The following is a 19967-nucleotide window of genomic DNA, read 5'->3' on the forward strand; positions in this document are numbered from 1 at the left end:
ACTGATAAATGCTACTTTGTTTTCCATGCCCTCGCTCCTTTTCTGCCCATAAAAAATAGCACTGCTCGGCACAGTGCATTGCTTAAACATTATGAAATAAATAAACCCTTTTTAAAGAAAACTAAATTACCTTATCGGTCTTTTTAATATCAAATTCATACTTTCTACTTCATTTTTAATTCCATCATAATATTCATTCTTTTTAAAAAGTATAGGTATTGCTGATACCAGTTCCCATCCTTCTAATCCGTATTTATTTAGTTTAGATTCCACCCCACTTTCAAGATCAGACCAAAACCCAGAACTTACATTAATTACTTTGTATTCCCAATTCATAGAACCACTTCCTTTCAATTTTATTTTTAACAAAAGGAAGGGAATGCATACTAAAATAATAGCTCTAGCATATGCGACACTTACTCAACAAAATCAAACGATTGTGCAAAAGAAAAGAACGCCCAAATGGTCGCTCTCTTTAAAGTTATTCTTTTCACTGCACTGTTACTGTCACACTTGTGTCCGCGTATCCTGTTGCTTTTATTGTAAATGTTAATAAACCTTTGGGACCGTGAACTACTAAGTAAGGAGCAAGCTTAATGTTCTCATAATTGATTTGAGCTGTAGAAATCCAATCCCGGGGAACAAAATCATTAGTGGGTGATGAAACTATAACGTTTGTAATAGCTGTTCTCCACTGTGGATCGTCCGTGAAACTGAATTCAACAGGACTTCCATATGCGACAATTCCACTATTGATACTTTTACCTATTTCTAAATATATAGCATTGCTATTCTCGTCTTATCCATCTTTATCTCTCTGTTTTATAACGAGCCTACACCGCACAGGCGACTTTCATCGCATACGGCGTGCCGTCAGCGATAAACCTTCAAAACTTATTTCCCTTTCATGAATTTAACATCAGAAGGTTAAAGTTAAGTTAAATTTTGAAATTTATACAATAAAAATAACGCTAGCTTATGCTGCGTTTGTGTATGTTTCTGTGATTAGTAATGTTAATTCCGTATATTCTTCGTCGTTGAGTTTTCCAAAAGCATAAAACGTATCAATGCGTTTTGTCGCTTCTTGCTCCTGATGGATTTTAGCGGGAATAATTTTTTTCATCAGTAAGTAAGGTGTCATTTCGATTCACCTCCTTGTATTTCGAGTAATTGTGTTTGCCACTGTAATTCTGACAAAATTTGCTCTTCGATTGACGGTCGCTGTTCGGTAGGTTGAATTACTTCTATTAATGCTTCATCTACGTAAATTTCAGGCATATTCAACACCTCCGCTAATATCAATCAAACACGAATTATCGGCTGTATTCGGACATTGTATTTCTATTTCTAATTTATTGAAAAATATAGATGTTGCACCTACGATTTCTTGGCTCATATTCTTATTGTTTTCAGTATTTACAAAAGGGAATTCTGGATATTTGGTTAAAATGGCGCCTAGTTGTTTAGTGTATTTAAACGACGACGTATATATAGGTCCCACAGATGCATTTTGCGCTGTTAGGGTTATGTCAACTATCGTTACACCGTCAATTTTAACACGTATAATTGCTGTACTTGTTGACCCTAATGCCGTCGTTTTTATGTTCATATAATCTATAAATCCAGGGCTATTTATTGCGAAAACTTTCGTAAGAGTGGGTATGTTTTTGCCTGTGTAAGCTCTCGACAGATGGCGATATTGCCCCCAATCAGTACCCGCACTAATAGGAAATTGACTTAAAATATTTGTTGTATCTTGCTTAATTAAAGATTGCTGTTGCTTTAAATCCTCCGACTGCTCATATGTCGGTAAATTAATTTGCGTCATTACTAAATCACCTCACTAATATTAATCGTTAAACATCCTAACTCATTATTCACACCGAAACTAATTTGTTTTTTTACAGCGCCATCCATAAATTGATTGTGTATAGCCATTTCCGCCAAATGTTGAGTAACTGACTCTTCTATTGTTGTCAATTTATTATTCAGAATTCGCCCCTGATTAGCACTTAAGGCATTCACTGCTGATGTACTTGAAAGTAAATCTTCGACCGTTACACCAGCTTTCTGTGCTTCTTTACTTAATTCGTGGAATAGCCAGTTGATATGTTGTGCGCTCGGTTTCATACCAGGCTGCCAACCATTTATTTTTAATTCCTCTGGAGGCTCCACGCCTGGCGCTCTCCAAATTGGTATTTGTACAGACATTTCTTATTCCTCCTTTAGTTAGATTGGTAATTCGATATCTCCTGATGGCGTGTATACTGCTCCAAGATAACCACCGAGCGCATCGTCATTAATATCTCCTAACCCTTTTGTAGTATCTATTGAATTAGATATATCCCCAAATTCAAATGTACCGGTAAGCTCTACTGTACCAACCGATACGCCACCAGCCACAGTACGTTTTACGATACGCACAAAATTTGATGGATCTAGACCAGCCTCGTTCAGTTTTGCAAGCGGTAATTCAATTACTTTTATAGCTGCAGGCTCTGGTTCGTGTTCATCAAACCACTTTTCTTGCAGTCTAATTTCACTTGGTGGCACTGATAATGCAGTAGATAATACTTGGATAATCGTATCAATGGTGCCATCAGATAAATTACGTGCAATTTTTGACTTTAAAAGGATGCGATACACTGGGTCAGTAGCTTTCCCTCGTGGTTGTTTTACGTTTTCCCCTATATGATCAAGTGTACGACCTTCTGCTTTATCAATATCTCGCCAATCCTCTACCGTGTCGATAGTTTGCTTTAATTCGGTTAATTGCTCGCTAAATATTCGCATGAGCTTAGCGAGGTAACCGGTCCATTTAAAATAATGACCAAACTTACTGATAATGTTTTTTAGATCAAACATTAATCGTCACCTCTATGTCAGCAGCGTTTAATTGAGCTACTTCATAGATGGATATGTCGATGTTATTTTCATCGTACAAGAGACCGTCTGTACTCAATGTTAAATTAGCATCCGTTACACCATCCACACCCATAATGTGGGCTAATCCCTTTGCGAAAACGACTTTTTCACCCATTGTTAAACCGGCTACTACACTTCCATCTGTACGAGTACCACCGATGTAGTTTATAAGAGCATTTTTTACATCAGATTCGCCGTTTGCAGTAAATGTTGCATCCGTAGATAGTGTGATTTTAGCGTATATACGTACTACTGACGCTCTCGTAAATCCTATTGGATGTGTATATCCACCAATATCTGTAGCGTTAATTACAGTGGTTCCGTATGCTCTAATACCACCTGCTTTTTTACGTATAATAGCTTGGGCAATTTCGTTATCATCTCCACCTAAAACAAAGCTTTGGAGAGCCTTCCCCGGGGTGCCGTAGATATCTGTTACTAGCGTGTCGTTCTCTACAACAAAGGCTGCTCGTACATCACTAATCTTTAGCAATTCAGCCCTTACAGCTGCTGGAGTACCGCTACCTAATCCCTCTACGGTGATATCTGCGCGCTCACGAGCTTCTTGATCCGTTTCTTTTTCACGGCCACCTGATGTTTTTGATAAGTTAGTAACTGCAGTTATGTCAGCGTTTGGATTTACTATGACATTGATAAGTCCAACACCTACGTTCCCGATTGTGCCTATCTCAGTACAGACAACCTTCGCATAGCCATCACCGTTAATATCGAGGGTGACATCCTCAATTGTTTCGAAGTTAATATTGTTCGCTGTGCCCACAATAAAACCGGCAGGCTCCGTATATTCAGGAGTGCCGGTCAATTTCACTTCGCCAGTAGCGTATTGAGCTAGATTTCTTGTAATACCTGCATATGGTAGTAATTTATCTAGATTAGTACCTTCAGCGGAGTTCCTAAAACCGCTGTGAAAAACAGCTTCAATTGCTTGCCACGCTAACGATAGAAACCATGCCATAATTCGCAATAAGCGCCCTAGCACACCACGTTCGCTAACATTAGCATTTGCACCAAACAATTCTTGCGCTTTAGAAGTCATATCATTGAGTAAATCATCGTATGTTTTGCGCTTAAAACCGTTACGGTCCAACATCCAGCTGCACCCCCTCACGTAAATTAGTACCATCACCGAGCGTTACATCGAAAAGAATTTCTCGTTCACGATTTTTAGTATGAGATATAACATCTACACTATTGATAGTAGCAATACGTTCCTCATTTCCTAACACTCGAAATATTTCGGCTCTTGCTTGAGCATCTGTTGTTTTCCCAAGCAATAAATCATGATCAGTACCACTTAAAAGATTTAAAAACCAATCACCTATGTTAGAGCCTAGGTCAATTTCGATACATTGAGCAACGTCTTTCTCATTTTCGATTAAGGAGAAATCTCCGTTTTCAAATAGTAAATCACGGTCCTTTAACGCTAGATTAATCATTGGAATACCCCCACGATAACAGCATCTACTACACTAAAACGACGACCGCTAGGATTAGTCAATTGACCTTTTTGAGCTTGATCTATAGACGACTGGGAAAAAACAACTTGTACAATATCTCCGCTCTGCAGATACGGAATATACTCTTGTGGAGCACCACCGTTTACTTTGAATCGATGTTTAAGGACTGGGACATTTTCTAATACCTCTCGTTCTTGGTATACACCTTCACTAATCTGTACTTTAATTAGAGGCTTTATTTTAGCAGTCCGAGCACCTTCGTTATAACTCAATACACGAGCTGGCATAGAAGTGTTGATGCTGCTTAAAATTTTATTTTCCATTTCTTTAAAAAATCGAGCGCCACTCATAAAATCGCCTCCACTTCAGTGAAAAAGTCACTGCCATATACTTTTCCGTGGTGTTTCCCTTTACGAACTCGTAACTTAGCTTTAATTCCAACTGCTTCAAGGTTGATGATGCTCGCTGTGTTCATTCGATGTTGTAGCAAAGATTTAATTTTATAACCACGAACAGATACTTTGCCATCCATGCCATCCATCTCTTCCTCGAAATACTCAGGAGAGCCGACAAGGCCTGTTGTTTTATTTAGTATGAAGTTATGGTTATCACCCTCTTTTAAAGAGCGAATATAAATATTACCTCTTGAAATATAAGCAGATACACCGCAATCTTTTGCGATATTTTGAATCTCTTCAATGACATTACCATCAATGCTATAACCTTTTTCATACGTAACATTTTTGGATAGTTTAATAACAGCGATTTTTAAGCCTGCAGCTTTTGCTAAGTCATTTAGTAGTGCATTTGCTTTAATTCCGTTTTTCCATGTTTTTGTAAGCTTCTTTTTAGCATTATAGGGTACCGAGTCCAGTACTTTGATAACAGTAAGTCTATCCGTACCGATTTTAGGCGTTTTCACATTTGTGATACGACCTTTTAATAAAACACCTTTATCACCTTTGTAACCACCGTTAAGCGTCAGTTGCTGCCCTACTTTTAGGTTGTTGATTGTATTTTGAGATAAATTAAAAACCCTAACCTCAGAAAGATTAGGGGTAAGATCATCATCGAATGGTACTTCAAATTCGATATCTAAATTTTCATTTGTAATTTTAACGTTTCCACTGACAATTTCTAAGACACGACCAAAGAGTTTAACCATCGTTATCCACCACCAAAAAGACTGTTTTGTTTAAGTTATCCCATCCAACACGCGTTTCTTTTCCTGATTCGTCAATTGGGATAATCTCTGGTGCCGGGAATCGTTCGTCATATATTTCGCTAAATAATGACTGTCCATATACGATTTTTTCACCATGTACTAATACTTCTCCATCTTTAAATAAATCGACTGTGAAATAATCGCCATGGGCATTGTAATGCACTTCAAACTCAAATAATTCAGCACCCAGTTCCGTCTCGAATCGATAAGGAATAAGGTCCTTCTCTATTTCGATGTACTCTTTATTCATGCATTACACCACCCTTAACTTTACGCCGATTGGTATTTTTGTTGGCTCGTATTTATTCCACTTCTGCAATTGAGCAATGGATGATCCATATTTCTTCGACAATCCCCAATAGGTATCACCTTTTTTTACTGTGTGGTACACTTCGCTCGTTTTTTTATTAGCATTTTGCTTTTGTCCGCTAGATGTTACTCCTTTCACTTGTGGCGAGACTGTAGGTGCCACATAAGAGGGGTTTGCAATATCTAATTCAGTTAATGTGCAACTAAAATCGTAGCCGTTCATCATATCAACAGATGCTTTCAATTGCAAACCATGCATTAACATATTCTTGTATATACGTCTGCCCTCATAGGTGTTTAATTTGCCAGTCTTTTCCCACTTATAAAATTCGTTTACCACTGCTTCTAGATGTGACGGTGTTGGTCTTATTAGCTTTCCGGTTAGCTTCACTACTTTGGGTTGTCGTTCTACATGATCAGTAACATTAATGCCCTTTTCGACTTTGTGAGAGGGGATATCAACATCTAAATCTACATTTTCATTTTGAACTAAAACAGCATATCCATTGATAAATGATTTACCGATGAAATCTAATGTAGTCATACTATCCCCCCAATATAATGTCTAAATCAGCAAAGTATTCGTCTAACGCATCTTTGAGATTTTGAGCAGTTTCTTCGTTTGTATTGCCACCTTGCACCTGAATAACCACTGGGGCATGTATTGAAGTGTTGTTTCCACCGCCACCATCAAGGACTTTTACAGATCCGCCTCCGCCACCATTTTGACCACCGCTAGATAAATCAATTTCTGGATAACGTCCGTCACCTTTTAAAATCCCTGCGCTACGCAATGCATCTGCTTCATCCGCTTGTATTACTGCCTCATCTTTGTGTAGTAGGGCTGGCATATCATCATAAGGGACACGACCGAGACCTGTATCGAGAGCCATTCGTTGTGGTCCCATACCGGGGGTTTTTGGCGCTGTTGGTTGAGCTGTTCCACCTTTTTCGAAACTTCCCCAATCAACTTTTGCAACAAGTGGTATAGATACACCTGGAATTTTATTTAAAGTTTTTATCAAGCCATTAATTGTTCCAATTACTGCATTCACACTAGTCGCCGCTGAACGTTGGATAGCTCCCCATACGTTTTCCCAAATAGATTTCGTTGAATCCCAATTCTTTGCTAAATCAATAGCTGCATTTATCAAGAAACCAAGCGGCCCTAATGCTATAGTGATTATACTAGGAAGTCCCCCTATTGCTCCTAAAACATCTTTTGTTTTAGCAACAACAACGTCCCAATTTTTATAGAGTAAAACACCGATTGCTATAATACCTGCAATTGCCGCTACAGCTATACCAATTGGTGATGTTAAGAACGCTACCGCCGCACCAAATGCTGTTGTTGCAAATGTCATTGCTCCAGTAACGGCAGTGTAAATCGGACCTGTTCCTATCGCAAATAAGACTGCTGCATTATAAATGGCCATAGCTCCAGTAATTGCGTAATAAGCAGTAACTCCACCTAAAATTCCAGCTATTAGCCAGTCAAACGTATCAATGAAGTTCATTATCGCATCATATCCAGTGACAAAGCCATCTGCTATAGCAAAAGCACCATCAATCATTGGTGTAGGGTCAAACGCTACAATTTTTTCAGTAAGCCACTTAATACCTGTAGTTACGTGAGGTAAAAATTCTTTCCCTGACGCCGCTTGGAAATCCACCCAAGCCTGCTTTAAATTACCTATTATGTTCTCGAAACCATCAGCTTCACGAGCTGCTTGACCTAAAGCCTTTGATGTTTTGTTACCATCTTCGACCATTTTAAGTAATGTTTCTTGCTTTTGAGCTTCACTTAACTTTTTGAATTCTTTACCGAATAAATCCACAGCAGCCGCATTTCTTGTGAATTCTGTAGCCGATATACCTAGAGCAGCATCATTTTCGTAGCTACCTTTTAAAAAAGATTGAAGGTTTTCTGTTACATCTTCTATAGAACGATCGTAGAATGCTGCACTATCCGCAGCCGCCATAGTAGCTCGTTCTGAAATTGATAAAGCCTCTTTGGTATCTAAACCGGTAGTCATAGCGAAAGCTGCTATCTTTACAAAACTACCTTTTAAGCGACCCTCAGCAATTGATGTTTCTTTAGCAATCGAACTAAGAGCCCCACTTGCATCAGATTCTACACCCTTAAAAACTTGCTCGAATTGCGAATCTAGGGCTTGTGCGCTTGCTGCTGCCTCAATTGCACCAACAGCAAAATCTTTAATTGTATCTACAGCGATATAACCGCCAATAGCAACACCAACAGCCACAACCGTGCTCTTTAACCAATTCATGGCACCGCCTGCTTTTTTGGTTTCTTTTTCAAGATCATTGAGGCTATTATCATCTAAATCTTCAACTGCTTTATCAGCTTTTTTAATATCTTTGTTTAAATCATCAAAATCCCCAGAAAGAGATTTTGTCTCTTTTTCAATTTTTTTGAATGGATCAATACCATCTAAATCCTCAAAAGCTTCTTTAACATTATCCATCATTGCATCCAGTTCTTTTAAAGGGTCGTCGTCAATTTCCATACCGACTTCTACGAATAAGTCTCGTAAACTCATGAATTCGCCCCCTTCGACTGATTGATTTTATCAATTTGAATATCAATGGCCTTATTTAATTGAGCAAGCTCATGTTGTGTCATTTTACAAACTTCTGTATACGAGGCGACCTTTTCGACAATCGGTCGCCAAAATCCCCAGTTCTTTTCAACATTCCTGCGATAAATATAATCGGATTCCTTAGCGAAAAATAAATTTCGTTGCGTGTTTTAAAACATCCGTAAACACTTTCATCGAATCGTACTTTTCAAAGTGCGCCATGTTAACTTTTTGCGGAATATCATCTTCTACTACGAAAATTACATGTTCAAATAACTCTTTGTAAAAGTCCTCTGCTACACGATTTCCGTTTTCATCACGTGAATTGTCTTGAATTTGTACTGCTTTTTCAATACCTGGATGTTGGAATAAGAAAGTGTCCCCACCGAATTCTTTTTTTTCTTGTTTACCTTTAATTGACATACGTCTCCGTACCTCCTGCTTATGTTTTAAATGATTAGTTACATGATTTTTTTTCATAAAATAAAAGAGTGAGCAGTAGCCCACTCACTCCTTTCTGTTATTTTGTTTGATAATCAAATACTTTGATTGTGTATACTCGATTAGAAATCGATTTACCAAATTCCGCATCAGCTGGCTTTGTAACCATCGCACGGGATCCGCCTTTTACTTCTTTGACCTCGTTAACACTATTTACCCACGCTGATACCATCTCACGATTATTCGCTAATTTATCTAAATACGATACCGACGGCGATGTTTGAGACAAAGTGACCTCGATAGTACCTAACGAATCGCCATTGATAGCGATAGCAACGTCACCTTGAGCACCACTTGATGCTTCAAAGTTATCGTTGTCTTTAGAACATTTAACGAATGAACCATCTGGAAAACCGGTTAAAATAACACCACCGATTACCGTTGTTACTTTACGGGCATCGTAAGTTGCGATATGTCCTGACATACTCTATACCTCCTTAGTAATTAACTACACCTTTAATTGGGGCTACTTTGTGTATTGCTCCTGCTAATTCGAAATCAAAACTAAGCCCTCTATAAACTCGACTAGCACGTTCTGCAGCTGTTACCTCACTTCTAGATAATGCATTGACTGTATATAAGAATTGCCCATTATCAGAACGAGCGATAATTCCTTGACGACCTGCAAGCTCCAATGTATCCGTTAATGCTGTAGTTAACAAAGCGATATCAGAGTCCTCAAAAGCAATTTTTGCTGAATTATTTAACACTGCATCTATTGCATTTTTTGCATTTACCTTAATAAAGTCGATACCGTGTATCACATCGATAAACTCACCAGAAGCTACTACACCTTCGCGAGTTTTCGGTTTGCCGGAAGTGTTAATATAAATATTAGCATTGGCATTTGTATAAGCTAATGCTTGCGTAGTATTATTCATAGGTGTTACACCAACAAGGCTTTTAAATTTCCATGTGATTTCACCAACTGTACGACTACCACACGCTCCAATAAGTGCTGCATTCGCGTATTCCTCGCTGAGTTCAGGTGTTATTCCGAACAGAATAGTCCTTTCATATGCTAGTTCTTTCAAAGCTTCGGCCTCAACAGTGCTAGTCACCAAATGAGCAGCCATTTTAAAATCTTTACCTTCTACTATTTCGGATATTTTTTTCTTTTCAGCAATTTCACCAGCATCAAGAATGACAAAATACCAATCATTATCAAATACATCACGTAATACTACGTCTGATGTTTTTTCGACACTGTATGTCGCTACAGCAATTTTCGATGGACGATATTGCCCTTGATTTTCTAAAACTAGGGCAATTTTATATGCGCTGTGGTTATCGCCGTATGCTAATTTCACACTAGCTGCATCAGTGAATTCTGTATAGGTGCCTGCTTCCGTATGAGACACTAAAATTAATGGTGTACCAAGCCCAGTTAAAGAACCGGGTTTATTTACGTCAATGACTACTTGTACATCTTCGAATGCCATCTAATTTTCCCCTCCTAAAATTACTTGATCTATTGTGTCAACTCCGTAAGATTCAGACCACGTTGTACGTATTTTCACATCGAAACCGATACGTCTTTCATAATCAACGGTTAAAAAAACATCACGATTTTCTGGAGGCATGACATCAACGATTGTGATACCTGATACCATCAATCCCTCATAGCCTCGTCCTTCAAAATATAGTTGGGCTTTTAATGCTGTGTCCTCTGCTTCCTCAATAACTTGTGCATTTACAGTAATTGAGTAAACTAATTCGATATCTTGTGTGATGGTTTTAACACCCACGTTATCAATACTGCTTCTGGTAGTACCTAATTTAATAGGTCCTGATATTTTTTTAATTGTTACGAACGGATATTCAGGTTTATCACCCATACCTTCAGCTTGAATAACCTCGATACCTAAATGATTCGATAATTTTTCTTGTAACGGATTCCAAATATCGTCGTATTTAAGCATCTTTGGTCACTCCTTCCCATCGCATCAGATAAACATTTACATCCGTATAATCAGTGAAGTCCTTGAAAGCTTGTATAGTGTAAATCTCGCCCTTATATTTCGCCTTAGTTCCAATATCGATATGTTCGGTTGTAAGTAGCTTTTTTTCTTTCAGTGTGTATACACCACTTTCGACAAATCGTAACTCTTCACCGATACTTTTAGAACCAGCAACAATAGGCAAAATAATGCCTATCATTTCAACTTCTCTTTGAGGTGGTTGTACCCATTTACCTTTTATATAGCTCCCTTTAGTTGCTACGAGAGCGATAAAAGGAACCCCATTCTGTGAAATTACATCAGCAAAAAGCATTTTCTTAGGCATTACACACTCACCACCCTGTAGGTTATTCGTTGTCGGAGTCCGGTAGTTGCTATTAATGGGTTACTTGATTTTTTAGCAGCAATAGTTGACGGCGCATTTGGTGGGTCCTTTAAATCCCTGATTTTAGCTCGTATATCTTTAACCATTCTTTCCCCCAACAATCCCAAAACTGATTCGGCGTCGGAGTCAGAGATAATCGCTTTCTTAATTTGTCGTTTGAAAAATTCATACCATTCATTTTCTTTTTCATCAAAGGTAGAACGTATAAAGGACCGCTCCGGAATGTTAATTGTCGCTTTTTTGGTATTGATAACCATTCCAAATTCGTGTACCGATGCAATCATTGCATAATCAGGATCTTTGCCGTCTCCAAACACACCGACTTCTAAACGATATTTCTTTAAATCTTTTAAAAGTCTTGTGAGTTTTGGAATATTATTGTTATCTCTAACTCTAATTCGAATCCTAGCCATCATATCACCCACAAATTAATGCCCTTTTTAGGGCTCTTCGCTTCTTCTAGCAAGCGTGTATACTCTTGACCGAACTTAGTAGCATTAATACCTAAATTTTTGCTAGGGTCGCTATATTGACGCTCAATAACGTCTACTTTTTCACGGATAACAGCTTGGTCTTCTGAGATACTTAATGTTGTTAAATGAGCAGCTAAATAGCGCGTTAATTTTTCGTGATAGTTTTCAGGAACATTAGAAGAGGACACTTCCAAAGAAGCATCCTCAATGTACATTGTTAATCGCTCATCAGTGATACTTGTAAAGTCATCACTTAACATGCGAACTCGTTCAATTGTTGTAAGCATAACGCTCACTCCTTATTATTGAGCTTTTAGCTCATCAATACGTTTGTCGATAGCATCGAGAACTGTTTTGCGTGATTCTTCCGCTTTTAAATTTTCGAGCATATCAACATCAAATGCATCATTAATCATAGCAATTGTTTCTTCAGCATTTGGCTTCTTTTTCGTTTTTTCGTAAACAAATTCACCTTTTTCATCTAAATGCTGCATTAATGGGTGGGAAAGGAATTGCTCGAATTCCTTCTCCTCCACATCATTTGTACCTGGTACAAGTGTCAAACCGTTTGCTGTATACGAGTGATTCCCTTTATTTTGCACTAACATATAATATTCCTCCTTAAATTCCGTCCGCACGGCAAATAGCCATTGGATAACGAATGATTAATCCAGTAGTACGTTCCTCGAAAGGCACTTTCGTATTCGGGAATGCATATTCTTGCGGATGTCGCGTAACGTCCATCGGAATACCAAGTTCCACTACAGATGGCGAAGAATCGAGGACAACGAAGCATTCAGAAGCTGCCAACCCTTTTTTAGCAAGATCATTTACAGTTTCAATACGTTTGAACCAATTTTGAGATTTAATATACTCCAGTACAGACTGCTGCGTGAATTCATTAAATGTTTTTTCTAGCTCCTCGTATGAATCTGGTGTTAATAACAGCGTATCAGCTTCATGACCATTTAATTTATTGATCATATTTTTAGCTTTACGGATGTCAGCGACGATTTCTTTACCCGTTTTGTCCTTCCACTTTGTAGAAGAACCAGCTTCGTTATTCGGAGTAGCATACACTTGAATGCCTACTGCATCTGTTAAGCCTTTAATTCCGTGCTCTTTATCACCTGAAAGGGCAATCTGATTCTCCTTTTCAGCAATCGCTTTACGCACTGTATCAGCTTTCGTCACATCGATGGGACGACCTGCCATTTGTGCCTCACGTACTTCTTGTACAGAAATATTAAAAGCGGCAGCGATGGAATAAATTTTCACCGTTTCTTCTGTTAAATCCGCATCCACTAAAGGAACATCCGTTGCACCAGGAGCTAAGATTTTAGCAGCACCTGAACGTGTCATAACATCATAACTGTACGTTTTTGCTCCTGCTGGAATATCTGTTTTCAACGAGAAAATAGAGCGCGCTTTCAATTCAGAAGCATGTGGCTCATAAATTCGTTTATCGATAGCATTTAAGTCTTGTGGACGGATTAATGCGTCCCCTCGGTATTGTGTTGGCATATAAGTTTCCTCCCTTTACTAAGGTAAATTAATTTCGATTTCAACTAATTGATTAGCAGCAGCATTAGATTTAAACACCGCATTTTTTACATCGATTACCGATGCACCTGAAGCAACAAATTTCTGCGTTGATGGGTCCACTTTAACAGCTTGGCCATTAATGACATCGCCACCTGCAACAACAAAAATACGACCACGTTTTACAATGGCAGCAGGCTCCCCTACTGGGTAGTTTTGGTCGTCTTTTTTCTCTACGTAATCGTGAACATTCTGCGCTAATGCGATACCGATAACAGTACCACTAGTTGCAATAGGTTTAATTGCAGTACCCGTTGCATTTAACTGAACGGCCGCACCGAAAGGCACCGTTGCTTCTACTGCGTATGTGTCAGCCGTGTAATCTTGATAACTTGATAATTGCCCGGCTTTACCTGCAGGGCTCATGTAATCTGGATAATTTGTGATAGGCATATGATTGTCCTCCTTATGAACGCATGTTTAAGCGTTTATTTTTCATTTCTTGTAATGCTGTGTCTCCAGCTGCATCACCAGTAAACGCAGCGTTATGACCCGTGCTAGAAAAACCAGTTGCTTGCACTTGCTCTACTGTTGCATCAAAAAAGGCGTTGATATAATCGTCTGATTTACCATCGCCTTTAAAGTCCTGTTTAGTTGTAGCAATTACAGCTTCCTTCACTTCACGATCTGTTTTACCTGCAAAGTCGAACGAATCACCTAACAGTTGTTTAGAAGCGTCAATTAACTGTACACGTGCCTCAACGTGTTTATCTAATTCATCGGCTGATACTTGCTTTGCCTTTTCATCTTCGAGATCTTTTTCGGTCTTTTGTAATTTTGCTTCAAGTGCATCGTAGCGACCTTGTAAAGCATCAACCTGTGCTGTTTTTGCATCTGCAGCAACTACCTGAGCTTGTAACTTCTCGATGTGAGCTTTCACAACTGAATCTACTTCATAATCTTTTCCGTCAATTTTATATATTGGCATTGTATGCCCTCCTTTATTTATATCATCATTTACTTGCCATGCGTCTGAATCTGCACGAATAGCAACTTCAGGACCTGCGCGCCCTCTTTCAACAATGGCAATATGATTAATTTCAATATTACGTTGCACATACTCGTAATTTTGCCCATCGTATGTGCCAGTTTCAGCAACTACATCCGACATGAAACCAATACTGATTTCGTTCTTTCCATCGTAAATTTTCTGAATGAGCTCTTTATCTGTTATGGTAAGCGATACATAGAGCTTTAAATCCTCAACGCGTGAATCGGTATGACTCATACCCTTCGCATACGATTGATAGTTATCAAGCGTTACCGGCTCATTCGGATGCTCATCTGTAATTGGTTTAGAACGAGCCGAACGTAATGTACGATCACTGAAAATTTCTTCCGGAAGTTTAGCCTCCATTTGAACAGTTCCATCTTGTCGTTGATACGGAAAGACACCAGGTCGGGTAATCGGCACATTAACCGTTAAATACCCTTCTGGTGTTTCGCTGTAGTCTTTGATATAAGATGTGTCATAGCGTTGTAGTTTCAAGTTTTCACCCCCTCTCAAAATAAAAAACACCCTCAGATAAAAGGGTGTTCGAGTTTATTTAACTTTTTTGAATACCTCTAATGCTATTTCATCGCTTGTTTCAATTAAGAATGCGCCATTAGAGGGCCAATCTTTCAACAACTCATTTTCTTTTTTTGCATCTTCTAATGCATCTACTGATTCAAATTCGTAGATTTTAACAACATTACTCTCGTTGTAAAACATCACGCCATCTTTCGCATTAAGCATTTGGAACATTGGCTTTTCTGATGTATCAATTGTTATTCCTTCTTTTTCAAAAGCTTCTACTATAGATTCCATTGATACTTTTGATTCGGCAGAATCCCCACAAGCTACTAAAAGTACGGCAGCAAATAATAGTACTAATATTTTTTTCATTTTATCGCCTCCTAATACTAATATACACAATTTGTAGATGTTTCCATATATTATATATAATTTTTAATATAAAAAAGTTTTATCATTATTGTTATTTAGGTATTTGTATGGTGAAAATGAAAAACACTCTCATGCGAGAGTGTTTACTAATACTAATTTTCTTTTTTCGATTTGATTCAAAAGCATGATATGCATTGTTTTTGTTAAAGGACTTCTCTCTTTCGAAAATAGTCCGTATTCTTTTATATCCAATAGCCAATGATCGCTAATTTCTTCTAACGTATTACGCCACCAGTGTCCAATGTCTTTCGTAGTTGGTGGAGTTACTTCGATTGCATGTGAAAATTTTGTTAATAATTCTAATAATGCTATATCTTTTGGATTCATTTTTTATCCTCCTTAAAATTCAGAGGACATCCACGTTTATAATTAACCTTTTTAGGTTAACATGTTATTATTAATATGTTATTATTAAAACGTTATATTAAGTTTCGAGTGGATGTCACTCAGTTTTCTGTCATGTTTTAAGCTGCAACTTAAGACATGATTTTTTTATGTTTTAATTTAACTTGCTGCTCCATTTAATATTTCCTCGATTTTCTTTTTTCCTTTTTCGAAATAACGGAATGACTCAACTTGTTTACTGCTATACTTAGCCTTGTCTAATGCGAAATAACCATATTCTGATGTTTTAAGGTTGTGTTTATTTGCAATAGAGCCAACCTTTTGTGCAGAGATACCTAACTCCTCACCAATATCCGTTGCAGTATATGTCTTCTCTACCTCAGGACGATGCTCGATTGCTTTCTCTGTTAATACTTCTAAAGCATTTATGTTTAGTAATTCAACCGCTACAGGTGAAAGTGTTTTATTTTTTTGCATGTCCAAAATTAACTTAGCTTGACGTGTACGACTATTATTAAGCATTGCTTCTGCACGCATTTTTTTGATCTCTAGTTCTGCATCTAATGTTTGTGGTTGAACAAGAATAGTCTCTCCTTTACGCAGCGCTTTTAGAGTTTTGCGGACAAATGCTCGGAATACTTTTGCTTTAGGTTGAGATGATAACATTGTTACTTCGTATATACCATCTTCCGAAAAGATACGTCTTTCCCTCTTTACTTGCCGTTTACCTTCAACCACTGACAGTTTGTGGGTAGTTGAAAACTCACTATCTTTTAAATATTCATTACGAGAAACAATTTGTTCTACACCGTTTTTGTCTGCGTATTCTAAGGCTTGGGCTAGTTGGTCAATTGTCATAAACACATCGCCATTTTCATTCTGCCAAAAATCGCACATAACCGAATTAAATTGTTGTTGTGTTGCTAATGCTAGATTCATTAAACTGCCTCCTTTTCAATTTCGAATAAATCACCAACTTTGCATTCTAGAAAAAAACATAAAGCTTCTAGCGTTTGAAATTGAACACCTTTTGCTGTTTCATGATACAAGGAGCTGATTGTATTTCTAGATAAACCTGTTAACTCAGCCACTTGAGAAATATTCAACTTCCTTTTCGCTAAAATAATCCGTAAATTATTCCGCACAATACACCCTCCTTTTTTATATAAATTCAAACATTTTGTCCAATAAGCTGAACAAAATGATAAATTTAATATAAACTACCATTCTTTAACTGTCAACTATAAAATACTAAAAAACTTTAAAATTTGTTCAGACTACACTACAATAGTCTATATGAGGTGATAAAAATGATTAAATGTAATCTAGCCGTATTACTTGCTGAACGTAACATCAAAATTAGTGAGCTTTCAAAAAGAACTGGAATTTCTAGGACTACCTTAACCGCTTTAGCCCAAAACCAAAGTAAAGGAATTCAATTCGATACTTTCGACACGCTTTGCAATTATCTTAAAGTCCGACCGAATGATCTATTTATCCAAGAATCTTTAGAGTATGATTTTGAAGTTTTAGGAATTGAATCAAATACTGACTTAAATATAAACGATTATTTAGTAACAGTTAGTGCTGAAATTCAACATAACAATCATTTGATAGATATAACATTCCCGTGTTCTTTAAGTTTTTGGACTGAATATGAAGAAGTTAGAACGATTAATATTAAACCAAGCTATCCAGGCGTAGTTCAAAATTTATTAGATTCTATCCCAATAACTTTTAAAGTAAGTATAGAGCAGGAATTGTTAGATGCTATCAAAGCTTTTATTATAGTTGAACTTAATTTAGATGAAAGTATTCTAGAAATCACCATCTCTTAATTATCAGGCTGGCGACAAATTGTCGCCGGCTTTTTTTATCCTTCAAATATTTAATATCTGTATCTTACTAAAGAAAAACAATGTAACACTAGGAAAAAATTTACCCACTCCAGCTCCTGTAAAGAAGTCTATATATTAAATAACCTCCTAAATTAGTAATTGAATTTTCATTAGCCTCATACTATCATGCGTTTCATCTAAAAGTAGAAGGTAAAATTACAAAACGAAAAAATCTTTTTTAACTTAATTTTTCTTAATACAACAAAGTATGTTAATCATCGTCAAACACTGGCATGGCAACACACCGACAACGATAATCTTCTCCTGGTAGTACCTGACGTCCATTCACTATCGGTGGGTCATCATAATAAAATTCTTTCCCATCAAGCTCCCTATGCTCGTCACGTACACGCTCATCACCAGAAGTATCCCAAGTGAACTTATTAATACCTAATCGTTGATGGCGTTCTGCAGTCATCTGCCCTAAAATACTGCCAGCTTGGTCAACTGCAAGAAATTGAGCACGACTCTTACTAATGTTTGTTTGCTCTATGATGGCATCACGAATAACTTTCGATGACGAACCTTTCTCGATATGTTCACGAACTATGTTTTCAATGCGTTCATACACTTCATCTTCAAGATTTTTAATGTAGCTGACATTATTCGATACATGCCCATTTACAAAGCCTTTGAGCCACGGTTCACTAGCTACTAATTCAATACCTTGCACACGTGCTTGTTGCACGAAATTGTGTCTGTTAGTGCGATTAACCGCCTCTACGAAATCACCTGCAGCTCGCTCTACTCGTTTTTCACTAAAAATACCGGTAACTCGATTTTTTAGATCTTTAAACATTCTCTTTAATTCATCATATAGACCGTCGATGCGATAATTCTCGCTGTCAGCATGCAATTCTTTAGCGATATGCTTATCAAATAGCTTTAGTGCCTCTTTGGTCACTTGGTCGATTAACTTCGTTAGAGCACGCTCGTATGACGTTACAGCAGTATTAGGAAATTTCGTTTTTGGTGTACGTTTCCTCATTTTGAACGCCAACCTTTGTAAACACCATCAGCAAGCTCTTTTAAATGAGCTTCATCACCACTAAATCTCAATGTTTCTTCTAACCCGAATTGACCAAAACGTTTCTCTCGAATTTCATCCTCAGTCAAGATGTTATTCACTAGATAAATTTGGTCTGTCTCTGCAACGAGCTTGCGAATTTCAGCATCTGTTTTAGCATCAACGTTCCAAAGAGGGTTGAACTTGATTTCCCATTCGAGTGATTCAGGGTCAACACGACCACCTAGTTCTTTATCACACATCAACAATATACGGATAAGTTTTTCAATTAACGGCTTTAGATCATTTTCCTGGTCAGCAGCTATACGAGCGTAATAGTTCATTACATCGTATTGAGCGCCTGCAATCGTGCCACTTTCTTGCCCTTTAATAACCGTTTTCGGCATACGAGCAGCACCAGCTAACAAGTCCCAAACGAAATCAAGTAAGTAGTTGATACCACCAACCGACGTGCTTTGCTTTGTTAAATCCTCATCGTGCGCAATCATCGCAAGAGCTTCAGTACGGAACATAAAGTCCATAATCATAGACAACTCTTTTTTATCCTGTGTCGATAAATTTTCAATGTCCTTCGACTTGTAGACTTTAAATGTGAAATCATGAAGCATTTGTCCAACTGACCAAACAGACGTGTCAAAAACCGTTAGAATGTCGTACAGTGGCTCTAATAAAGAACGACCTTGCGCCTCTCCTTCAAACCGTCTTGTCTGATAATGAAGCAAGCGTGACGTGTGTACGTCTGATTCTGAAATGTTTGTTACACCGTGAGCAGATGCACGATTAATTCGAAGTTGCTCTAGTTGACCATATTGTACGTCGAATACATCCTCGTTAATTAAGAACTCATTAACCTTTTGAGAACTGAATGCATGCAGATAATCTAACGAATACAACTTATCTAATTTCAACTCGTCTTTTAAATTGAATTTTGTTGCTTGTGTAACGCCCAACGAAATAAAACCATCGCCACGCAAACGCTCATAAGTAATCATTTCTTTAAATGCTTTTTTTGCGTTTAGATCAGCAAGTTTACTCATAATGTCGCGCGCTATTTGTTCATCTTCCATGCGCAAAGTAAACCAATTCCGAGTCATATCCTCCGCTGGAATATCGATGATATTTTGAACGATGCGACTATCACCATACAAATTGGTAATCTCATCGTGTGACAATTTACGACCAATGCCAGCAACTTGTCTTGTGAGCTTGTCCTTTTGATTCGCCTTACCGTTGCCTTGCATAAAGTCCTCGCGCATTTCTTTTGCTTGTTCCAATGATGAGCCCATA

Annotated in this window: 32 protein-coding genes; 1 reads left to right on the forward strand and 31 read right to left on the reverse strand. The window is 37.8% G+C overall.

What is annotated here, in order from left to right; translation table 11 throughout:
* Positions 1-126 precede the first annotated feature (126 nt).
* From V4T18_RS11925 to V4T18_RS12060, 29 genes are all read right to left on the reverse strand, one after another.
* On the reverse strand, positions 127-336 hold the full coding sequence (locus tag V4T18_RS11925) for a DUF4177 domain-containing protein (RefSeq protein WP_332649642.1): 210 nt from the start codon (positions 334-336) through the stop codon (positions 127-129).
* Between the two features lie 154 nt (positions 337-490).
* The gene (locus V4T18_RS18355; RefSeq protein ID WP_442916940.1) at positions 491-781 is read right to left on the reverse strand and encodes a hemoblobin-interacting domain-containing protein; all 291 of its coding nucleotides are present in this window, start codon (positions 779-781) and stop codon (positions 491-493) included.
* 195 nt (positions 782-976) lie between these two features.
* Positions 977-1141, reverse strand: coding sequence for a hypothetical protein (locus tag V4T18_RS11930; protein ID WP_332649643.1), 165 nt, complete (start codon positions 1139-1141; stop codon positions 977-979).
* The gene (locus V4T18_RS11935) at positions 1138-1278 is read right to left on the reverse strand and encodes a hypothetical protein (protein WP_332649644.1); all 141 of its coding nucleotides are present in this window, start codon (positions 1276-1278) and stop codon (positions 1138-1140) included. Before V4T18_RS11935 ends, V4T18_RS11930 begins: the two co-directional genes overlap by 4 nt.
* Positions 1271-1828, reverse strand: coding sequence for a hypothetical protein (locus tag V4T18_RS11940; protein WP_332649646.1), 558 nt, complete (start codon positions 1826-1828; stop codon positions 1271-1273). The genes V4T18_RS11935 and V4T18_RS11940 overlap by 8 nt, the downstream gene beginning before the upstream one ends.
* 2 nt (positions 1829-1830) lie before the next feature.
* The gene (locus tag V4T18_RS11945; protein WP_332649648.1) at positions 1831-2211 is read right to left on the reverse strand and encodes a hypothetical protein; all 381 of its coding nucleotides are present in this window, start codon (positions 2209-2211) and stop codon (positions 1831-1833) included.
* 18 nt (positions 2212-2229) lie between these two features.
* Positions 2230-2865 (reverse strand): hypothetical protein, encoded by a 636-nt coding sequence (locus tag V4T18_RS11950; protein WP_332649649.1) that lies wholly within the window; start codon positions 2863-2865, stop codon positions 2230-2232.
* Complete coding sequence (locus V4T18_RS11955) at positions 2858-4036, reverse strand: baseplate J/gp47 family protein (RefSeq protein WP_332649650.1); 1179 nt, start codon at positions 4034-4036, stop codon at positions 2858-2860. The genes V4T18_RS11950 and V4T18_RS11955 overlap by 8 nt, the downstream gene beginning before the upstream one ends.
* Entirely contained in the window at positions 4023-4382 is a 360-nt protein-coding gene (locus V4T18_RS11960; RefSeq protein WP_332649651.1) for a hypothetical protein, read from the reverse strand. Before V4T18_RS11960 ends, V4T18_RS11955 begins: the two co-directional genes overlap by 14 nt.
* Positions 4379-4753, reverse strand: a complete 375-nt coding sequence (locus tag V4T18_RS11965; RefSeq protein ID WP_332649653.1) for a Gp138 family membrane-puncturing spike protein — start codon at positions 4751-4753, stop codon at positions 4379-4381. Before V4T18_RS11965 ends, V4T18_RS11960 begins: the two co-directional genes overlap by 4 nt.
* On the reverse strand, positions 4750-5568 hold the full coding sequence (locus V4T18_RS11970) for a phage protein (RefSeq protein ID WP_332649655.1): 819 nt from the start codon (positions 5566-5568) through the stop codon (positions 4750-4752). Before V4T18_RS11970 ends, V4T18_RS11965 begins: the two co-directional genes overlap by 4 nt.
* A complete protein-coding gene (locus tag V4T18_RS11975) occupies positions 5561-5878 on the reverse strand; it encodes a phage baseplate plug family protein (protein WP_332649657.1) in 318 nt (105 codons plus the stop codon). The genes V4T18_RS11970 and V4T18_RS11975 overlap by 8 nt, the downstream gene beginning before the upstream one ends.
* Before the next feature lie 3 nt (positions 5879-5881).
* A complete protein-coding gene (locus tag V4T18_RS11980; protein WP_332649659.1) occupies positions 5882-6481 on the reverse strand; it encodes a LysM peptidoglycan-binding domain-containing protein in 600 nt (199 codons plus the stop codon).
* A gap of 1 nt (position 6482) precedes the next feature.
* A complete protein-coding gene (locus V4T18_RS11985) occupies positions 6483-8501 on the reverse strand; it encodes a hypothetical protein (protein WP_332649661.1) in 2019 nt (672 codons plus the stop codon).
* A gap of 180 nt (positions 8502-8681) precedes the next feature.
* On the reverse strand, positions 8682-9020 hold the full coding sequence (locus tag V4T18_RS11990; RefSeq protein WP_332649663.1) for a hypothetical protein: 339 nt from the start codon (positions 9018-9020) through the stop codon (positions 8682-8684).
* Positions 9021-9060: 40 nt separating this feature from the next.
* Positions 9061-9465 carry a phage structural protein gene (locus V4T18_RS11995; RefSeq protein WP_332649664.1) on the reverse strand — a complete coding sequence of 135 codons (405 nt, stop codon included), beginning with the start codon at positions 9463-9465 and terminating at the stop codon, positions 9061-9063.
* A 13-nt stretch (positions 9466-9478) separates the two neighbouring features.
* Positions 9479-10483: a DUF3383 family protein gene (locus V4T18_RS12000; protein ID WP_332649666.1), complete on the reverse strand. Its 1005-nt coding sequence runs from the start codon at positions 10481-10483 to the stop codon at positions 9479-9481.
* Positions 10484-10963 (reverse strand): phage neck terminator protein, encoded by a 480-nt coding sequence (locus V4T18_RS12005; RefSeq protein ID WP_332649668.1) that lies wholly within the window; start codon positions 10961-10963, stop codon positions 10484-10486.
* Entirely contained in the window at positions 10956-11327 is a 372-nt protein-coding gene (locus V4T18_RS12010) for a hypothetical protein (RefSeq protein WP_332649670.1), read from the reverse strand. Before V4T18_RS12010 ends, V4T18_RS12005 begins: the two co-directional genes overlap by 8 nt.
* Entirely contained in the window at positions 11327-11812 is a 486-nt protein-coding gene (locus V4T18_RS12015; protein WP_332649672.1) for a hypothetical protein, read from the reverse strand. The genes V4T18_RS12010 and V4T18_RS12015 overlap by 1 nt, the downstream gene beginning before the upstream one ends.
* Positions 11800-12147, reverse strand: coding sequence for a DUF4054 domain-containing protein (locus V4T18_RS12020; protein WP_332649675.1), 348 nt, complete (start codon positions 12145-12147; stop codon positions 11800-11802). Before V4T18_RS12020 ends, V4T18_RS12015 begins: the two co-directional genes overlap by 13 nt.
* A 15-nt stretch (positions 12148-12162) precedes the next feature.
* Positions 12163-12468, reverse strand: a complete 306-nt coding sequence (locus tag V4T18_RS12025) for a hypothetical protein (RefSeq protein WP_332649677.1) — start codon at positions 12466-12468, stop codon at positions 12163-12165.
* A 13-nt stretch (positions 12469-12481) separates the two neighbouring features.
* Entirely contained in the window at positions 12482-13384 is a 903-nt protein-coding gene (locus V4T18_RS12030; protein WP_332649679.1) for a DUF2184 domain-containing protein, read from the reverse strand.
* An 18-nt stretch (positions 13385-13402) separates the two neighbouring features.
* Entirely contained in the window at positions 13403-13855 is a 453-nt protein-coding gene (locus V4T18_RS12035; RefSeq protein ID WP_332649681.1) for a structural cement protein Gp24, read from the reverse strand.
* A gap of 13 nt (positions 13856-13868) precedes the next feature.
* On the reverse strand, positions 13869-14951 hold the full coding sequence (locus tag V4T18_RS12040; protein ID WP_332649682.1) for a DUF2213 domain-containing protein: 1083 nt from the start codon (positions 14949-14951) through the stop codon (positions 13869-13871).
* 54 nt (positions 14952-15005) lie between these two features.
* Positions 15006-15350: a hypothetical protein gene (locus tag V4T18_RS12045; protein ID WP_332649684.1), complete on the reverse strand. Its 345-nt coding sequence runs from the start codon at positions 15348-15350 to the stop codon at positions 15006-15008.
* Positions 15351-15479: 129 nt separating this feature from the next.
* On the reverse strand, positions 15480-15737 hold the full coding sequence (locus tag V4T18_RS12050; RefSeq protein ID WP_332649686.1) for a hypothetical protein: 258 nt from the start codon (positions 15735-15737) through the stop codon (positions 15480-15482).
* 177 nt (positions 15738-15914) lie between these two features.
* Positions 15915-16694, reverse strand: coding sequence for a BRO family protein (locus V4T18_RS12055; RefSeq protein WP_332649688.1), 780 nt, complete (start codon positions 16692-16694; stop codon positions 15915-15917).
* Positions 16694-16900 (reverse strand): helix-turn-helix domain-containing protein, encoded by a 207-nt coding sequence (locus V4T18_RS12060; protein ID WP_332649690.1) that lies wholly within the window; start codon positions 16898-16900, stop codon positions 16694-16696. The genes V4T18_RS12055 and V4T18_RS12060 overlap by 1 nt, the downstream gene beginning before the upstream one ends.
* Before the next feature lie 165 nt (positions 16901-17065).
* On the opposite strand from V4T18_RS12060, the gene V4T18_RS12065 reads away from it, so the two are divergent.
* Positions 17066-17593, forward strand: a complete 528-nt coding sequence (locus V4T18_RS12065) for a helix-turn-helix domain-containing protein (RefSeq protein ID WP_332649691.1) — start codon at positions 17066-17068, stop codon at positions 17591-17593.
* A gap of 271 nt (positions 17594-17864) precedes the next feature.
* Here V4T18_RS12065 and V4T18_RS12070 read toward each other — a convergent pair whose 3' ends face one another.
* Together V4T18_RS12070 and V4T18_RS12075 are read right to left on the reverse strand one after the other, a co-directional pair.
* Complete coding sequence (locus tag V4T18_RS12070; protein ID WP_332649693.1) at positions 17865-18641, reverse strand: phage head morphogenesis protein; 777 nt, start codon at positions 18639-18641, stop codon at positions 17865-17867.
* Complete coding sequence (locus V4T18_RS12075) at positions 18638-19966, reverse strand: DUF1073 domain-containing protein (protein ID WP_332649694.1); 1329 nt, start codon at positions 19964-19966, stop codon at positions 18638-18640. Before V4T18_RS12075 ends, V4T18_RS12070 begins: the two co-directional genes overlap by 4 nt.
* Between the last annotated feature and the right edge of the window lies 1 nt (position 19967).

Source organism: Lysinibacillus sp. 54212, from assembly GCF_036662795.1.
In the GTDB taxonomy this organism is placed as follows: domain Bacteria; phylum Bacillota; class Bacilli; order Bacillales_A; family Planococcaceae; genus Lysinibacillus_B.

Coding starts and splice junctions, on each gene's coding strand:
- V4T18_RS11940 (WP_332649646.1), bottom strand. CDS start 1,828: ATGACGCAAATTAATTTACCGACATATGAGCAGTCGGAGGATTTAAAG.
- V4T18_RS12050 (WP_332649686.1), bottom strand. CDS start 15,737: ATGAATCCAAAAGATATAGCATTATTAGAATTATTAACAAAATTTTCA.
- V4T18_RS12045 (WP_332649684.1), bottom strand. CDS start 15,350: ATGAAAAAAATATTAGTACTATTATTTGCTGCCGTACTTTTAGTAGCT.
- V4T18_RS11980 (WP_332649659.1), bottom strand. CDS start 6,481: ATGACTACATTAGATTTCATCGGTAAATCATTTATCAATGGATATGCT.
- V4T18_RS11955 (WP_332649650.1), bottom strand. CDS start 4,036: ATGTTGGACCGTAACGGTTTTAAGCGCAAAACATACGATGATTTACTC.
- V4T18_RS11990 (WP_332649663.1), bottom strand. CDS start 9,020: ATGAAAAAAAATCATGTAACTAATCATTTAAAACATAAGCAGGAGGTA.
- V4T18_RS11970 (WP_332649655.1), bottom strand. CDS start 5,568: ATGGTTAAACTCTTTGGTCGTGTCTTAGAAATTGTCAGTGGAAACGTT.
- V4T18_RS11965 (WP_332649653.1), bottom strand. CDS start 4,753: ATGAGTGGCGCTCGATTTTTTAAAGAAATGGAAAATAAAATTTTAAGC.
- V4T18_RS11950 (WP_332649649.1), bottom strand. CDS start 2,865: ATGTTTGATCTAAAAAACATTATCAGTAAGTTTGGTCATTATTTTAAA.
- V4T18_RS12070 (WP_332649693.1), bottom strand. CDS start 18,641: ATGAGGAAACGTACACCAAAAACGAAATTTCCTAATACTGCTGTAACG.
- V4T18_RS12075 (WP_332649694.1), bottom strand. CDS start 19,966: ATGGGCTCATCATTGGAACAAGCAAAAGAAATGCGCGAGGACTTTATG.
- V4T18_RS11935 (WP_332649644.1), bottom strand. CDS start 1,278: ATGCCTGAAATTTACGTAGATGAAGCATTAATAGAAGTAATTCAACCT.
- V4T18_RS11925 (WP_332649642.1), bottom strand. CDS start 336: ATGAATTGGGAATACAAAGTAATTAATGTAAGTTCTGGGTTTTGGTCT.
- V4T18_RS12025 (WP_332649677.1), bottom strand. CDS start 12,468: ATGTTAGTGCAAAATAAAGGGAATCACTCGTATACAGCAAACGGTTTG.
- V4T18_RS12055 (WP_332649688.1), bottom strand. CDS start 16,694: ATGAATCTAGCATTAGCAACACAACAACAATTTAATTCGGTTATGTGC.
- V4T18_RS12010 (WP_332649670.1), bottom strand. CDS start 11,327: ATGCCTAAGAAAATGCTTTTTGCTGATGTAATTTCACAGAATGGGGTT.
- V4T18_RS11985 (WP_332649661.1), bottom strand. CDS start 8,501: ATGAGTTTACGAGACTTATTCGTAGAAGTCGGTATGGAAATTGACGAC.
- V4T18_RS11975 (WP_332649657.1), bottom strand. CDS start 5,878: ATGAATAAAGAGTACATCGAAATAGAGAAGGACCTTATTCCTTATCGA.
- V4T18_RS11960 (WP_332649651.1), bottom strand. CDS start 4,382: ATGATTAATCTAGCGTTAAAGGACCGTGATTTACTATTTGAAAACGGA.
- V4T18_RS12065 (WP_332649691.1), top strand. CDS start 17,066: ATGATTAAATGTAATCTAGCCGTATTACTTGCTGAACGTAACATCAAA.
- V4T18_RS11930 (WP_332649643.1), bottom strand. CDS start 1,141: ATGACACCTTACTTACTGATGAAAAAAATTATTCCCGCTAAAATCCAT.
- V4T18_RS12035 (WP_332649681.1), bottom strand. CDS start 13,855: ATGCCTATCACAAATTATCCAGATTACATGAGCCCTGCAGGTAAAGCC.
- V4T18_RS12030 (WP_332649679.1), bottom strand. CDS start 13,384: ATGCCAACACAATACCGAGGGGACGCATTAATCCGTCCACAAGACTTA.
- V4T18_RS12020 (WP_332649675.1), bottom strand. CDS start 12,147: ATGCTTACAACAATTGAACGAGTTCGCATGTTAAGTGATGACTTTACA.
- V4T18_RS12000 (WP_332649666.1), bottom strand. CDS start 10,483: ATGGCATTCGAAGATGTACAAGTAGTCATTGACGTAAATAAACCCGGT.
- V4T18_RS12005 (WP_332649668.1), bottom strand. CDS start 10,963: ATGCTTAAATACGACGATATTTGGAATCCGTTACAAGAAAAATTATCG.
- V4T18_RS11995 (WP_332649664.1), bottom strand. CDS start 9,465: ATGTCAGGACATATCGCAACTTACGATGCCCGTAAAGTAACAACGGTA.
- V4T18_RS11945 (WP_332649648.1), bottom strand. CDS start 2,211: ATGTCTGTACAAATACCAATTTGGAGAGCGCCAGGCGTGGAGCCTCCA.